This is a genomic window from Streptomyces sp. NPDC001985 (assembly GCF_040296845.1).
GTDB lineage: Bacteria > Actinomycetota > Actinomycetes > Streptomycetales > Streptomycetaceae > Streptomyces.
On sequence record NZ_JBEOYB010000012.1, the window covers coordinates 67,927 to 83,390 of the forward strand.

Here is a 15,464-nt window from a genome sequence, read left to right on the forward strand (position 1 = left end):
TCCCCGGCCTAGAAGAACGTGCGGATGTAGTCGGTGACCGTGCCGTCCGCCTCGACCAGCGGGATCAGCTGCCACTTGTCGAAGGAGGTGCAGGGGTGCGAGAGGCCGAGCCCCAGCCAGTCGCCGACCTCCAGCGCGGCGCCGGGCGCGGTCTCCACCCAGCCGTGCTGGTCGGAGAGACCGGTCACGGTGATGCCGTCCGCCGCCCGGATCTCCCCGGTGCGGCCGTCGCGGACCACCTGGGCCTCCGGCAGATCGAGGTCGTACGCGGCGTCCCGCTTGCCCGCGTTGAGGAACGCCTGCCCCGGGCTCGGCCGGGAGACCACCTGGGCCCAGAGCCGGAACGCGGGCTGGAGGGCACCCTCCTCCGGGACCCGGTTGAAGGGGGTGAGATGGCGGTAGTGGCCGTCGTCGTGGGAGACATACGCCCCCGAGCGCAGCAGCTTCAGCACCGGCAGGGAGAGCTGCGGGATCTCCGCGAAGACATCCGCGACCGCGTCGAACCAGGCGCTGCCGCCCGCGCTGACGACGATCTCGCCGGAGTCCGCGAACCGGCCCTCCCGGTCGAAGGCGGCGGCCAGCGCGACGAGGCGGCGCAGCCAGGCGCGGACGTTCCCGTTGTCGGCGCCCGGCACCTCGCCCTCGTACCCGGCGACGCCCACGAGCCGCAGCGCGGGGGCGGCGGCGACGGCATCGGCGACGGCGGCGCACTCGGCCTCCGTACGGGCCCCGGTGCGGGCTCCCTCGCCCGCGCCCAGCTCCACCACCACATCGAGGGGCCGGGGCGCGCCGGCCCCGGTGAGCGCCTCGTTCATCAGCTCGGCGCCGCGCACGGAGTCGGCGTAGCAGATGAAGCGGAAGTCGGGGTCCGCCAGCTCGCCGGCGAGCCAGCGCAGGGCGGCGGTGTCGACGACCTCGTTGGCGAGGAAGATCCGCTGGATGCCGTGGGCGCGGTAGACGCGGGCCTGGTGGGGGACGGCGGCGGTGATGCCCCAGGCGCCGTGCTCCAGCTGGCGGGCGAAGAGCTGCGGGGACATGGAGGTCTTGCCGTGCGGGGCGAAGACCAGGCCGTGGCGCTCGGAGTAGGTCTGGAGCAGGGTGAGGTTGTGCTCGACGGACGCGGCGGAGAGGGCGAGTACGGGGGTGGTGAAGCCGCCCGTGAAGAGGGAGCGCCGCTCGGCCGCCAGCTCGGCGACGGTCAGTCCTTCGGCGTCCGGGGGCAGCGCCTTGAACCGGTGGTCGACGCGCTCCCGCCCGAGTGCGGCGAGGTGGTCGTCGGGCATGGGGTCCTCCCTGTCGTTGCACTGTGTGCAACACTCATTGCGTATATCGCTCGATGGTGTCTAACATCCGGCGCAGTGTCGGGTCAATGGACCCGACCACACCAGACCACCGCGAGGAGCCCCAGGGTGAGCAGCCTGACCGGAACCGAGGCCGTGGATGTCGCCGATGTCATCTGCCTCGGCGAGTCCATGGTCACGTTCCTGCCGTCGCAGCCCGGACGCCTCGCGGACGTGCCCTCCTTCGCGCGCGCGATCGGCGGGGCCGAGTCAAATGTGGCGTGCGCGCTGGCGGCGGCGGGGCACCGGGTGAAGTGGGTCAGCCGGGTGGGGGCGGACGGGTTCGGGGATCATCTGATCCGGGCGATCGGGGGGTACGGGGTGGACACCTCGGCCGTCGGCCGGGACCCGCGCCGTCCGACCGGGATCTACTTCCGGACCGCGACGGACCGGGCCACCGATGTCCACGAGGTGGTGTACTACCGGCGGGGGTCGGCGGCGTCCGCGATGTCGCCGGAGACCGTTCCGGCGGGGGTGCTGGACGCGACCCGCGTCCTCCACCTCTCCGGGATCACCGCGGCGCTCTCGCCCGAGTGCCTGGCCCTGATGCGCGCCCTGACCGCGCGCCGGCCCGGGCGGCCCCTGGTCTCCTTCGACCTGAATCACCGGCCCGGCCTCTGGGGGGAGTCCTCGGGCGCGGAGATTCTTCTGGAGCTGGCCCGGGGCGCGGACCTCGTCTTCGTCGGCGAGGACGAGGCCGAGGAGGCCTGGGGCCTGGTGGGCCCCGCCGCCATCAGGGAGGCCCTCCCCGACCCCGCGGTCCTGATCGTCAAGCAGGCTGCCCGGGGTGCGACGATGTTCGCCCGCGAGGAGGGGGTTCGCGGGGGCCGGGTGGGTTCGGCTCCGCCGGTGACCGGGGGCCCGCTCATCTCGGCCCCTCCGGTGACCGAGGGGTCGTTCACCTCGGCGTCTTCGGCGTCCGAGGGCCTGTCCGCCTCGGCGTCGCCGGCGTCCGGGGGCCCGTTCACCTCGGCCCCTCCGGCGTCCGGGGGCCTGTCCGCCTCGGCCCCTCCGGCGTCCGAGGGCCTGTCCGCCTCGGCCCCTCCGGCGTCCGAGGGCCTGTCCGCCTCGGCCCCTCCGGCGTCCGAGGGCCTGTCCGCCTCGGCGTCGCCGGCGTCCGAGGGCCCGTTCACCTCGGCCCCTCCGGTGACCGAGGGCCTGTCCGCCTCGGCCTCGCCGACGTCCGAGGGCCCGTTCACCTCAGCGTTGCCGGTGACCGAGAGCCCGTTCACCTCAGCCCCTCCGGCGTTTGAGGAGCGGGGTTCGGGGCGGAGCCCCGACGAGGTGCCGGCTCCTGGGGCGGAGGGTTCGTCCTCAAGCGCCGGACGGGCTGGGGTGGGCCCCGCCTCTGGGAAGGGGCCTGACGGGGTGCCGGCTCCTGGGGGCGAGGGTCCGTCCTCAAGCGCCGGACGGGGCGGGGTGGGACCGGGTTCTGGGCAGCGGCCCGACGGGGTGTCGGCTCCTGGGGGCGAGGGTTCGTCCTTGAGTGCCGGGTCGGCCGGGGTGGGGCCGGGGGCGGGGCAGCGCACCGGCGTCGGGGACACCGTCACCTTCGTGCCCGCGCCCCGCGTGGACGTCACCGCGCCCGTCGGCGCCGGCGACGCCTTCGCCGCCGGCTTCCTCTCCGCCACCCTCCGCTCCCTCCCTCCCCGCGACCTCCTCCGCCACGGCCACCTCTGGGCCGCCGCCGCCCTCACCGTCCCCGGCGACCTCACCACCCCCCCTTCCACCGCGCACGCCGACCGCCTCGTGGCCCTCGGCGACGCCGACTGGGAGAGACTTCGTCTCGCCCCCGGCTGGACCTCAGCCGCGGATGAGGAGGTACGCACCCCATGAGCCAGACCGTCGACCGCGCGCTGAGCATCCTGCCGCTGCTCGCGCAGGGCCCCGCCGACCTCGGCCAGGTCGCCGACCGCCTCGGCGTCCACAAGTCCACCGCGCTGCGCCTGCTGCGCACCCTCCACGACCACGGCCTCGTCTACCGCCAGCAGGACCAGCGCTACCGCCTGGGCGCCCGGCTCTTCGCCCTCGCGCAGGAGGCCGTCGAGAACCTCGACGTGCGCGACATCGCCCACCCCCACCTCGTCACCCTCAACGAGCAGATCGGACACACCGTCCATCTCGCCGTGTACGAGGAGAGCGAGGTGCTCTACATCGACAAGGTCGAGAGCCGCTACCCGGTCCGGATGTACTCCCGTATCGGCAAACCCGTCGCGATCACCGTCGCCGCCGTCGCCAAACTCCTCCTCGGCGATCTGCCCGAGCACGAGCGGCGCGCCATCGCCGAGAAGCTCGACTACCCCCTGTACACCTCCCGTTCGACGCCGAACGCCGCCGCCTTCCTCAAGGAGCTGGCCGCCGTCCGCGACCAGGGGTGGGCCACCGACCTCGGCGGCCACGAGGAGTCCATCAACTGCATCGGCGCCCCCATCAGGGGCGCGGCCGGCCGGGTCGTCGCCGCGATGTCGGTCTCCGCGCCGAATGTGGTCGTCACCGCCGAGGAGCTGCTCACCCTCCTCCCGCTGGTGCGCCGCACCGCCGACGCCATCAGCCGGGAGTACTCCGGCTCCGGCACCCCGCACTGAACCGTCCGACCCCGTAGAGACACGACCAGCCCGAAGGAACCCGCATGACCGAGAAGACCGCGATCACCCCCGCGACCCACACCGCCCCGCCGGCCAAGTTCTCCCACGGCGTCCGCAAGGGCAACATCCTCCAGGTCGCCGGCCAGGTCGGCTTCCTCCCGGCCGTCGAGGGCCAGGCCCCGACCCCGGCGGGCCCCACCCTGCGCGAGCAGACCCTCCAGACCTTCGCCAACGTCAAGGCGATCCTGGAGGAGGGCGGCGCGAGCTGGGACGACGTGATGATGATGCGCGTCTACCTCACGGACGTGGACCACTTCGCCGAGATGAACGAGATCTACAACGCCTACTTCGAGGAGCAGGGCCTCAAGGCCCCCGCCTCGGCCCGTACGACGGTCTATGTCGGGCTGCCCGCCGGGCTGCTCATCGAGATCGACGCCCTGGCGGTCCTGGGCTGATCCGGCCCCCCGCCGCGCGCGAGCGGGCCGCCCGGTGCCGACCGGGCGGCCCGCTCGCCGCGTACCGCCGCCGTCAGGCGCAGTACTGCGCCTCCTTGCCGATCGAGCGGTACATGCAGTCCGAGTTCTCCAGGAGCTGGAGCACCGCGTCCCGGTTGCGGCTGGTCTCCCGTTCGATCACCTCGTCGGGCGGGTAGAACCCGCCGCCGCCGAAGCTGCCCGGGTACATCTCGAAGGTGTAGCCGAAGATCCTCTGGTTGCCCCACAGCCAGTCGTCGATCGAGCCGTCGGTGATGTAGAGGTCACTGGCCTGCTCGGGCGTGTAGCCGTTGCTGGCCGCCATCTTCTGCCCGACCGCGGCGAAGGCGTTTCGGTCGTCCTGGGTCATGCCGGGCGCGGTGTCGGCGGTGGTGTAGCCGTACGGCCAGAGCACCAGCTCGCTGTAGGTGTGGAAGTCGATACCGGCCCTGATCTGCTGCTGTCCGCCGACGACCCGGCTGCGGACGAAGTCCGCGACGACCTTCACCTCGGGCGCGGACTCGGCCGCGCGGCCCCGGTAGGTGTCCGAGCCCGGAGAGGTGGACGAGCCGCCGCAGCAGCCCCAGCGGAAGTTCCAGTTGCGGTTGAGATCGGTGCCGACCGCCGTGGAGCCGGTGTTCGGCTGGCGGTTCTTGCGCCAGCTGCGGTAGCTGCCGGTGGCGATGTCGTACTCGCCGCCGTCCGGGTTGACGTCCGGGACGATCCAGATCTCCCGGCTGTTCACGGCGTTGGTGACCCGGGAGTCGGTGCCGTAGTCGTCGCCCAGCTCACGGATGAGATAGAGCGCCATCTCCACCGTCAGATGCTCACGGGCGTGCTGGTGGTGGGTGAAGAGGACCTCGGGCTCGTTCTCGTCGGTGGCGACATTGTCACTGATCTTGACGGCGATGATGTCCCGGCCCTGGTGGCTCTTGCCGATGACCCGCTTGCTGATGATGTCGGGATGGGCGGCGATCCGCTGGTCGATCGCCGTGTTCATCTCGGCGTAGTTGTGGTAGCGCGAGTCCGCGGGCGGGAAGTCGAGTGCCTGGACGGGGCCGCCGGCGGTACGGGCCGGCGGGCCGGGCAGCGCGGTCAGCCGGTGGCCCAGCGCCCGCAGCCGTTTCACCTGCGCGGAAGTGGCGCTGACGACGGTGGAGTGGTCGCCGGCCTCGTCGACGGTGGCCCCGCTCGCCGCGATGGCGGTCCGGGAGGCGACGGTGGTCTCACCGCTGATCCGGTACTGCCGGGTCTGTTCGTCGGCGGTGGCGGCCGGTGCCCTGGAGGCCGGTGCCCCGGGGTCCGGTGGCGCCGCACTGGCGGTGAAGGGGGCCGCCACCGCGAGCGCCAGCAGGGCGCTGAGCGTGGCGGCCTTCCGGCCGCTGCCGCGTATCCGAAGTCGCATGCTGTCTCCAGGATGTGGACTGGGAGGGTGGAACCGGCGCGTGCATCGTGCGAACAGGCGCCCACATCCTGTTGGACCTGACATGCCCGGGTCAAGAGGGCGGGTGGGCCGGCCCGGGCCGGCGGGCGGACCGGCCCGTAACGCACAGCAGCGCCCCCGCGGATGCGGTGGCGCTGCCATGGATGTCGTACGACCCTTGGCGTGGGGGTGGACGGGTTCGTACGACTGGTCCGGTGGCGGCCCGGGGGCCGCCGGTGCGGGGCGGGGCCGGTGTGGGACCGGCCCCGCCGTCAAGCGGTTACGGCAGGGTCTTGATGTGCGCCCCGACCGAGTTCGACCAGGCGTTTCCGGCCGTGGCGTCCCAGTTCGTGGACCAGGTCATCGCACCGCGCAGATTCGGGTAGGTCTTGGCGGGCTTGAAGGTGCCGCAGTTGGTGCCCTTGGTGAGGCAGTCCATCGCGTTGTTCACGACGGTGGGGCTGACATAGCCGCTGCCCGCGCCCCGGGTCGAGGCGGGGACCCCGATGCCGACCTGCGAGGGGTCGAGACCGTTCTCCAGCTGGATGCAGGCCAGCGCGGTGAGGAAGTCCACCGTGCCCAGCGAGTACACCTTGCCGTCGCAGCCCAGCATCGAGCCGCTGTTGTAGTTCTGCATGTTGACGACCGTGAGGATGTCCTTCACGTTGAGCGCCAGCTTGAAGTACTCGGTCGAGGTGGACTGCATGTCGATGGTCTGCGGGGCCATCGTCAGCACCATGTTCGGGCCGGCCTTGGCGGAGAGCTGGCGCAGCGCCTTCGTCATGTAGGTGGAGTTGATGCCGTGCTCCAGGTCCACGTCCAGACCGTTGAAGCCGTACTCCTGCATCAGCGCGTAGGCGCTGTTGGCGAAGGCGGTCGCGGAGGCGTCGCTGTTGACCGTCACATTGCCGATCTCGCCGCCGACGGAGATGATGACCGACTTGCCGGCCTGCTTCTTGGCGGCGATGTCCTGCTTGAACTCGGCGACGTTGGCGTAGCCGAGCGCCGGGCTGAGGTTGAAGGTCAGCTCGCCGGGCGTGGTGGTGGAGTCCGCGAAGGCGACCGCGATGATGTCGTAGGCCGACTGCACGTCACGGAGCTTCTGCACGGTCGCGCCGTTGTTGAAGTTCTGCCAGTACCCGGTGATCGCGTGCTTGGGCACCACGGGGTTCGGCTGCACCGGTCCGTCGCTGGTCCGGCCGGAGACGGCCGTGGACTTCACGGACTCGCCCGCGCTGTTGGTCGCCGTCACCTGGAACTGGTACGAGGTGTTGGCGGTCAGCCCGGTCACGGTGGCCGATGTGCCGGTCACCGACTGGACCTTGGCGCCGTCGCGGTAGACGTTGTAGCCGGTCGCGCCGGAGGCCGCACCCCAGTTGAGGGCGATGGAGGACGAGGTCACCGCGCCCAGCGCCAGCCCGGAGGGGGCCGGCGGGATCACGGGCTCCGGCTCCTGGCCGCCACCGCCGTCGGGGCCGAAGACGCTGACGTCGTCGACGTGGTAGGCGGGGGTCCCGTACCAGCCGTGGGTGTAGATCGTGACGGACGTGGTGCTCGCGCCGGTGCGGAAGCTGGTGTTGAGCTGGCTCCAGCCGGCGCTGCCCTGGGTCCAGGTGGAGACGTCGGTGGTGCCGGTGCCGCTCGCGCCGAGGTAGGCGTAGCCGCCCTGGGTCCAGGCGCTGAGCTGGTACGTCGAGTTGGGCTTCACGGCCACGGTCTGGGTACAGCGGGCGTTGTTCTGTCCGCCCGGTGTCGCCTTGAGGGCCGAGGCTCCACTGCGCACGGGAATGGAGACGTTCACGCCACTGCCGCCGGCACAGGTCCAGCTGGAGAGTCCCGACTCGAACCCGGCGTTCTTGGCGACATTGATGTCCGCCGCCTGCGCTGTTCCTGTCATGCCGGTGACGGTGAGCCCGGCCCCGACTGCGAGGGCCAGGGCTCCGCCGAGCCATCTCCGCGAGCGTGTGGTGCGGTCCACTTGCTGCCTCCAGTGGGGGAGTTGGGGGGAGGAGGGTGAGAAACGGTGGCCACCGCTGGGTCGTAAAACTGGTCCAGACCAATGAGGTTGTCAAGCCCTCAAGCAGTGATTGGTGCCGTGGAAGCGCCATCGGTTTTCAGCCATACCCTGGGGTGCGCACTCCCGCGCGCCCCTGCTATGGGCGTACAGATCGTCATCCTTTGGTGAGCTTTGGCCTGTGCGGAGCGTGCGCGCCCCGGGGCTCTGGGTTCAGCAAGGTGTTCTCTGGTTTCACCGTCGCGGATAAAGTGCTCGTGCAGGAGCAGCGAGCAGTACGTATCTGCGGTCACGGGACCACCGGTGACCGGAGCCGAACGGGGAACCAGCGTGCCGACCGCAATAGCTGTCACCAGCGCAGATCTGGTGCTACCGCCGATGGACCAGCACACGCCCACGGCGGCTCTGCTTCCGCCGCCGGACGCCCAGCCGCTCCAGGACGCCCTCACCGCCACGTCCGTCCTGCTCGAACAGCACGGGTACGTGGTCGCGCTCTATCCGTCCTGTCTGCCGCTCGCCCATGAACGGCGGCTGCACACCGTGCGGTCCGCCCTGGAGACCAATCGGCTGGCGCTGCTGAAGGTGGACCTCCCGCCGCTCGGTATCGCGGTCCTCGTCCGCCAGCTCCGTCAGCTGTCGGTCTGCGACTTCGGCCCCGGAATTCTCGCATCGGCGGCCCGGCTGCTCTCCCACTACGTTTATGCGGGGGCGCTGCTCAATTCCGTCACCCGGCTGGACCGGGTGCCGGTGAGTCTGAAGTCCCACGCCAAGTCATGGGTTCCGGGCGCGCAGTTCGGGGTACTCGCCAACCCCACGCCGGAACTGGTCAAGGTGGGCGGCGGCGGGCGGCTCGGCGGGCCCGCTTTCACCACCCGGCTGGTGGTGGCGGAAGGACAGCTCCAGTCGGAGTGGATCGAAAAGACCCTGGCGCCGCAGTGGCAGACACAAGTAGTGGAGGAGACCGCGCTGCCCGCGGATTCCCCGCTCTGGTGGGGCACCGGCAAGCTGACGGAATTCGCCGCCTTCCTGCCGGACATCTCCACCCTCTATCAACTGGTCGCGTCCGTACGGAGAGAGGTGTGCACCTGGTGCGGAATCGAACTCATCGGTGACCGCTGCGGATTCTGCTCGGCGACCCTGCCGGCGGCGGGCCCGGGCGGGGACGCCGGCGTCCCCCACCACGGCGCCCCCGCGCACCACGGGCCGTGAGTACCGCGGAGATCACCGCCGTGACCTGCCGGATTCAGCGCCCGACCCGCTTCCCGCCGCACCGGTAGGCACGATGAACCCGACGCCACCCGCCCGTCCGGCGTGCCCCGCCCGCCGGACGGGGCGGGCGCCGCGCCGGGTGTCCCGCTCAGTCCGCTCCGTCAGCCCCTGTCTGCGAAGTCCGCGGATTCGCGGGGAGAGCCCATCCGGGCGATCCGGCGCATCCGGCACACCCGGCGAATCCAGCGCATCCAGCGAAGTCAGCGAACGAGGTTGTCCAGCACATGAATTCACGCCAACGACGCGGTGTCATCCTTCTGCTTCTCTCGGTGCTGTGCGCCATCGGTGCGTTCGCCGGCGTGATATCGGTGATCAATGATGTGAACTCGAAGGTCGGCCCCGAGGTTCCCGCCTATCGGGTGAAGTCCGATGTCGCGCCCTATACGGCGCTGCGGGCCGGCCAGTTCGAGAAGGTCAGCATGCCCGAGCGCTGGCTCTCGGACAGCGCCGTCACCGATCTCTCGGCGGTCAGCGGAAAGATCGCCGTCACCCAGCTGAAAAAGGGCTCACTGCTCCAGAAGGACATGATCGTCGACCGGCCGGAACTGGCGTCGGGGGAGCAGGAGATCGCCATCATGATCGATGCCGCCACCGGGGTGGCCGGCAAGATCACCCCGGGCGACCGGGTCAATATCTTCGCCACCTTCGCCGGGAAGACCCAGGACGACGCCGACCAGTCCCGGATCATCGTGCCCGGCGCCCGGGTCATCGACGTGGGCCGGCTCACCCCGCTCGACCGCCGCGACGACGACCGCGGCGGTTCCCGCGAGGCGGTCCCCATCACCTTCGCTCTCGGCACCAAGGACGCCCAGCGCGTCGCCCACGCCGAGTCCTTCGCCGAACACGTCCGGCTCGCCCTGCTCGCCAGGGGCGGCTCCTCCGCACTGCGCCCCGGGGACAGCACCTACACCCTCGACGAAGACAAGAACAGGTGAGGGCTGTATGACCACACGCATCCTCCCGGCGGTCGGCGAAGCCGACGCGGCCCGCTCCATCACCACCCTGCTGGCCCAGCTCCCGGACGCGGAACCGGCCACTCCGGTGGGGGACTCCACCTCGCTGCTCGATCTGCTCGCCCGGCTGGCCGCCGAGTCCCTCGACGAGCTGCCCGAGGTCGTGCTGGTCCATGAGCGGATCGGCCCGGTGCCCGCGCTGGAGCTGATCCGGGAGGTCGGGCTGCGCTTCCCCTCCGTCGGCGTCATCCTGGTCACCGTCGACGCGGGCCCCGGTCTCTACTCGGCCGCCATGGACTCCGGCGCCCGGGGCCTGGTCGCCCTCCCCCTCTCGTACGAGGAACTGGCCCAGCGGGTCCAGGCGGCGGCCGGCTGGTCCACCGGGGTCCGGCGCCACCTCGGACACAGCGGTGACGTCTTCACCGGCCCGGGCGGCACCGTGGTCACCGTCAGCGGCGCCAAGGGCGGTGTCGGCGCCACCGTCACCGCCGTCCAGCTCGCCCTGGCCGCCCAGGCGTCCGGGCGCACCGTCGCCCTCGCCGACCTCGATCTCCAGGCCGGCGATGTGGCCTCCTACCTGGATGTGCAGTTCCGCCGCTCGATCGCCGACCTCGCCGCCATCCAGGACATATCGCCCCGGGTCCTCCAGGACGCCCTCTTCGCCCACCAGACCGGGATCGGGCTGCTGCTCTCCCCGGCGGAGGGGGAGCGCGGCGAGGAGGTGAGCGACCGGGCCGTGCGCCAGATCGTCAGCGCCCTGCGCAACCGGTACGAGGTCGTCGTCATCGACTGCGGCACCCAGATGAACAGCGCCAACGCCGCCGCCGTGGAAATGGCCGATACCACCCTGCTGGTGACGACTCCGGACGTGGTTTCCGTACGCGCGGCGAAGCGCATGGTCCGCCTCTGGGACCGGCTCCAGATCCGCAAGGCGGAGGAGACGGTCACGGTCGTCAACCGGCACAACCGGGCCACCGAGATCCAGCCGCCCCTGATCGAGAAGATCACCGGCACCCGGGTCGCCCGGACCGCCGTCCCCGCCGGGTACAAGGAACTCCAGTCCGTGGTCGACGCCGGCCGGATGCAGGATCTGGAGCCCAAATCCGCCGTCAAACAGGCCCTGTGGGCGCTCGCGGGCGAACTCGGGCTCGTCAAGGAGCGGGAGACGGACCAGAAGCAGGGCAGATTCAGGGGAGACCGGGGTTCGATCGGCCTCCGCAGGACGCGGTCCCGGCGATGACGGTGAGGGGGTACGGAGGGCGATGAGGTCTCACGTACGGCACGGCGGCCGGGGCGCGGCCCGGGAGCGGCCGGGAGCGGCGGGGCGGTGGGACGACCGGGGGCAGGTGGCGGTGGAGTTCGCCGGCACCCTGCCGGTCATCCTGGCGACCCTCGCCGTCCTCTGGCAGGGCGCGCTCATCGGCTACACCTTCTCCCTGGCGGGGAACGCGGCGGACGCGGGCGCCAGGGCGGGCGCGGTGGACGGACCCTCCGCCTGTGACGCCGCGGTCCGCGAGGACCTCCCCGACGCCTGGCGGGTCGAATCGAGCTGCCGGCGGGGCGATGGACTGTTCCGTGCCACGGTGCGGATCTCGGTCCCCATCCTCTTCCCCGGCGCGGCGAACTTCCCCTTCGATGTCGACGCCGAGGCCGCCGCGGTCGACGAGCATCCGCGGGGGGCCCTGTCATGAGGCCCGGGGAGGACCGGGACCGGGGCCAGGCCGCCCTGGAGTTCGCCGGGGTGATCACCCTGCTGATCCTGGTCGGCGTCGCCGCCATCCAGCTCGGCCTGGTCGCCTACACCGCCCAGCAGGCCGGCACCGCCGCCCGTGCCGCCGCCCGGGCCGAGGCCCAGCGGGACGGCGCGGGCACGGGCCCGGCGGCCGGTCTGGCCGCGATCAGCGGCTGGCTCGCCGACGGCGCGCGGGTGGAGGCCGGCTGTGCCCCCGGCTCCGAGGTCCGGGCGACGGCCACCGTCGATGTCCCCGCCCTGCTGCCCGTCCTCGACTTCGGACCCGCGAGCCGCACCGTCACGATGCGCTGCGACTGAGGCCCGCGCGCACCACCCGTACCAACCGAGGCCGGCGCGCACCACCCGTACCACCGGAAAGACCGAGCAGCACCTGGGAGATGAGTCCATGAGCCTGCGGGCGCGCATCAGCAGCCCCGAGCCGGTCAACGGCCACAGCGAGGAGAACCGCCTCGTCATCGTCTACCGCGCCAAGCTGCTGGAGGAGATCGACCTCGCCGAGATGTCCGCGCTCGCCGCGGCCGAGCGGCGGGCCCGGCTGGAGCGGGTCCTCGGGCACATCATCAGCCGGGAGGGCCCGGTGCTCTCCAGCGCCGAGCGCGCCCAGCTCATCCGCCGGGTCGTCGACGAGGCCCTCGGCCTCGGCATCCTGGAACCGCTCCTGGAGGACGCCTCCATCAGCGAGATCATGGTCAACGGACCCGAGCAGGTCTATGTCGAGCGCGGCGGCCGGCTGGAGATGCTCCCGCTCCGCTTCTCCTCCGCCGAGCAGCTCATGCAGACCATCGAGCGGATAGTCTCCACCGTCAACCGCCGGGTCGACGAGGCCAACCCCATGGTCGACGCCCGCCTCCCGTCCGGCGAGCGGGTCAATGTGATCATCCCGCCGCTCTCCCTCAGCGGCCCCATCCTCACCATCCGCCGCTTCCCCCGCGCCTTCACCCTCCAGGAAATGATCGCCATCGGCTCGCTGGACGAGCAGATGACCCTGCTCCTCGCCGGTCTGGTGCGGGCCAAGTTCAATGTGATCGTCTCCGGCGCCACCGGCACCGGCAAGACCACCCTCCTCAACTCGCTCTCCGGGCTGATCCCCGAGGGCGAGCGGATCGTGACCATCGAGGACTCCGCCGAACTCCAGCTCCAGCAGTCCCATGTGATCACCCTGGAGAGCCGTCCGCCCAACGTCGAGGGCAAGGGCCGCGTCACCATCCGCGACCTCGTCCGCAACTCGCTGCGCATGCGGCCCGACCGCATCATCGTCGGCGAGGTGCGCGGCGGCGAGACCCTCGACATGCTCCAGGCCATGTCCACCGGCCACGACGGCTCCCTCGCCACCGTCCACGCCAACAGCGCCGAGGACGCGCTGATGCGGCTCCAGACCCTGGCCTCCATGTCCGAGGTCGATATCCCCTTCATGGCGATCAAGGACCAGATCAACAGCGCGGTCGATGTCATCGTCCAGCTCACCCGGCACGCCGACGGCTCCCGCCGGGTCACCGAGATCGCGGTGGTCGACTCCTACGGCCGGGAGGAGTACCGCATCGTCTCCGTCTGCCGCTTCCACGCCCAGCCGATGTCCGCCGACGGGCGCATCCACGGGCAGTTCGCGTACTACCCGGTGCCCCGGCGGGTCGCCGAGCGGCTCTATCTGAAGAACGAGCCGCTGCCCCCGGTCTTCGGGGTCGCCGACTCCGAGGACCAGCTCGCCGTCCGCCGAACGGTCGTCTGACCCCCCGTACCCCCATCGAAGAGGTCCCCGCCCGACATGGACAATCTCCCGCTTCTGACAGCCGGGGTCACCCTGCTCGCCGGTGTGCTCGGTGTCATCGGCGTGCACACCTACTCCTCGGGCCGGGCCCAGCGGCAGGCCCTGGTCGACCGCATGAGCCAGAGCGGCCCCGCCGGGAGCGCGACGGGCCGGCGGCGGCGCTTCCGGCGCTTCGACCGGCGGCTGCGCACCACCCGGCTCGGCCGCCGCATCGAACGCGAGATCGCGGCCACCGGCCTCGATCTGACCCCCGGTGAGTACGCCGTCCACGTGCTCGCCGTGCTGCTCGCCCTCTACTTCACCGTCGGCGCGGTCTTCACCCCCTTCTTCGGAGTCCTGGGCGCCGTCGTCGGGCTGTGGGGCGCCGGGGCCTTCCTCGGCTGGCAGCGGGCCAAGCGCACCGAGGCCTTCATCAACCAGCTCCCCGAATTCACCCGCGTCCTCACCAACGCCACCCAGGCGGGCCTCGCCCTGCGCACCGCGCTCGCCATGGCCGCCGAGGAGCTCGACGACCCGGCGGGCCAGGAGCTGGGGATCGTGGCCGATCAGCTCGCCGTCGGCCAGAGCCTGGACGACGCGCTCGGCGCGCTCGGCGAGCGGCTGCCCTCCCGCGAGCTGAGCGTCCTCGTCACCACCCTGATCCTCGCCAACCGGGCGGGCGGACAGGTCGTCACCTCGCTGCGGAACCTCACCCAGTCCCTGGAGGAGCGGAAGGAGACCCGCCGCGAGGTCACCACCATGCTCTCGCAGATCAAGGTCACCGCCCTCGCCGTCCCCCTGCTGGGCCTCGGCTTTCTGCTGATGATCAACGGTATGACCCCGGGCGCCCTGGACCGGATGACCGGATCGTTCGCCGGGCAGGCCGCCACCGTCATCGCCTTCGGGCTCTACGGACTGGGCGCGTTCCTGATCCGCCGGGTCTCCCGCATCCAGATCTGAGAAGGGAGGACGACACCATGGGACTGCTCCTCGCCGCGCTCCTCGCCGTCGCCGTCCACGGCGTCTTCCACGGCATCCGCATGTACCGCGCCGACGCGAAACTCCCCGGCGATCTCGCCCTCGCCCTGGAGGTGGGCGCCACCCGCACCACGGCCGTGGGCTCGGCCATCGACCGGCTCGGCATGCGGTACGCCCCCGCCGTGCTGCGGGCCATGGGCCCCAAACGGGTGGACGCCCTGCGCCGCCGGCTCGACATGGCCGGCAACCCGCACGGCCTGACCGTCGACCGGTACGCCGCCCGCCGCGCCGTCTACGGCTTCCTCGGGGTGCTGGCCTCGCTGTCGATGCTGCTGCGCGGACAGCCGGTCTTCGCCGTGCTGCTGCTGCTCTTCGGGCTGCTGTGGACCGATGTCATCCTCAAGGCGGCGATCCGCCGGCGCCGGGCCGACATCGAACGGACCCTGCCCGACTTCCTCGATGTCCTCGCCGTCGTCGTCTCCGCCGGGCTCGGCTTCCGGCAGGCGCTGGAGCGGGTCGCGGAGAAGTACGAGGGCCCCTGGGCCGATGAACTGCGCATCACCCTGCGCCAGATGGACATGGGGGTGAGCCGCCGGGACGCCTTCGACCAGTTGCGCCGGCGCAATGACTCGGACCAGGTGTCGATGTTCGTCACCGCGCTCCAGCAGGGGGAGGAGCTGGGCGCGCCGATCGTGGAGACCCTCATCCAGATCGCCACGGACATGCGCCGCACCGACGCCCAGAACGCCCGCCGCGACGCGGCCCGCGCCGTGCCCAAGTCGACGCTCGTGGTCACCCTGATCATGCTGCCCGCGACGATGATCCTGATCATCATGAGCTTCTACTACGGTTCCGGGGTCGATCTGGGGGAGGTCCTGGGAGGCTGAGACAGGGCCACCGCCCCGGCCGGGCACCCCGCCGGGGCCGTGCCC

Annotated in this window: 13 protein-coding genes and 2 pseudogenes; 12 read left to right on the forward strand and 3 right to left on the reverse strand. The window is 71.6% G+C overall.

Translation table 11 applies throughout. The annotated features are described in order from the left end of the window. Positions 1-8 precede the first annotated feature (8 nt). Positions 9-1,283, reverse strand: a complete 1,275-nt coding sequence (locus ABT122_RS07855; protein WP_351547004.1) for an alanine racemase — start codon at positions 1,281-1,283, stop codon at positions 9-11. A gap of 189 nt (positions 1,284-1,472) precedes the next feature. On the opposite strand from ABT122_RS07855, the pseudogene ABT122_RS07860 reads away from it, so the two are divergent. The 4 genes and pseudogenes from ABT122_RS07860 to ABT122_RS07875 form a co-directional block, all read left to right on the forward strand. Further along, positions 1,473-2,180, forward strand: a pseudogene (locus ABT122_RS07860) (sugar kinase); the annotation flags it as partial. 699 nt (positions 2,181-2,879) lie between these two features. Beyond that, positions 2,880-3,176 (forward strand): annotated as a pseudogene (locus tag ABT122_RS07865) (PfkB family carbohydrate kinase); the annotation flags it as partial. Then, positions 3,173-3,925 carry an IclR family transcriptional regulator gene (locus tag ABT122_RS07870; RefSeq protein ID WP_351547007.1) on the forward strand — a complete coding sequence of 251 codons (753 nt, stop codon included), beginning with the start codon at positions 3,173-3,175 and terminating at the stop codon, positions 3,923-3,925. The pseudogene ABT122_RS07865 and the gene ABT122_RS07870, both read left to right, overlap by 4 nt. A gap of 44 nt (positions 3,926-3,969) precedes the next feature. Further along, entirely contained in the window at positions 3,970-4,380 is a 411-nt protein-coding gene (locus tag ABT122_RS07875; protein WP_351547010.1) for a RidA family protein, read from the forward strand. A gap of 73 nt (positions 4,381-4,453) precedes the next feature. On the opposite strand, the gene ABT122_RS07880 is transcribed toward ABT122_RS07875, so the two are convergent. Next, the gene (locus tag ABT122_RS07880) at positions 4,454-5,803 is read right to left on the reverse strand and encodes a M14 family metallopeptidase (protein WP_351547013.1); all 1,350 of its coding nucleotides are present in this window, start codon (positions 5,801-5,803) and stop codon (positions 4,454-4,456) included. Between the two features lie 298 nt (positions 5,804-6,101). Then, positions 6,102-7,799, reverse strand: a complete 1,698-nt coding sequence (locus ABT122_RS07885; RefSeq protein WP_351547016.1) for a chitinase — start codon at positions 7,797-7,799, stop codon at positions 6,102-6,104. 414 nt (positions 7,800-8,213) lie between these two features. On the opposite strand from ABT122_RS07885, the gene ABT122_RS07890 reads away from it, so the two are divergent. The 8 genes from ABT122_RS07890 (at position 8,214) to ABT122_RS07925 (ending at position 15,419) form a co-directional block, all read left to right on the forward strand. Next, a complete protein-coding gene (locus ABT122_RS07890) occupies positions 8,214-9,044 on the forward strand; it encodes a hypothetical protein (RefSeq protein WP_351547019.1) in 831 nt (276 codons plus the stop codon). Between the two features lie 284 nt (positions 9,045-9,328). Beyond that, the gene (gene cpaB / locus ABT122_RS07895) at positions 9,329-10,039 is read left to right on the forward strand and encodes a Flp pilus assembly protein CpaB (RefSeq protein WP_351547022.1); all 711 of its coding nucleotides are present in this window, start codon (positions 9,329-9,331) and stop codon (positions 10,037-10,039) included. Between the two features lie 7 nt (positions 10,040-10,046). Next, a complete protein-coding gene (locus tag ABT122_RS07900; RefSeq protein ID WP_351547025.1) occupies positions 10,047-11,297 on the forward strand; it encodes a CpaE/TadZ family protein in 1,251 nt (416 codons plus the stop codon). A 22-nt stretch (positions 11,298-11,319) separates the two neighbouring features. Next, positions 11,320-11,748, forward strand: coding sequence for a TadE/TadG family type IV pilus assembly protein (locus ABT122_RS07905; protein WP_351547028.1), 429 nt, complete (start codon positions 11,320-11,322; stop codon positions 11,746-11,748). Beyond that, on the forward strand, positions 11,745-12,107 hold the full coding sequence (locus ABT122_RS07910) for a TadE/TadG family type IV pilus assembly protein (protein ID WP_351547031.1): 363 nt from the start codon (positions 11,745-11,747) through the stop codon (positions 12,105-12,107). The genes ABT122_RS07905 and ABT122_RS07910 overlap by 4 nt, the downstream gene beginning before the upstream one ends. An 88-nt stretch (positions 12,108-12,195) precedes the next feature. Further along, complete coding sequence (locus ABT122_RS07915) at positions 12,196-13,536, forward strand: TadA family conjugal transfer-associated ATPase (RefSeq protein ID WP_351547034.1); 1,341 nt, start codon at positions 12,196-12,198, stop codon at positions 13,534-13,536. A gap of 36 nt (positions 13,537-13,572) precedes the next feature. Continuing rightward, positions 13,573-14,514 carry a type II secretion system F family protein gene (locus ABT122_RS07920; protein ID WP_351547037.1) on the forward strand — a complete coding sequence of 314 codons (942 nt, stop codon included), beginning with the start codon at positions 13,573-13,575 and terminating at the stop codon, positions 14,512-14,514. Between the two features lie 17 nt (positions 14,515-14,531). Continuing rightward, positions 14,532-15,419, forward strand: a complete 888-nt coding sequence (locus ABT122_RS07925; RefSeq protein WP_351547040.1) for a DUF5936 domain-containing protein — start codon at positions 14,532-14,534, stop codon at positions 15,417-15,419. Positions 15,420-15,464 lie beyond the last annotated feature (45 nt).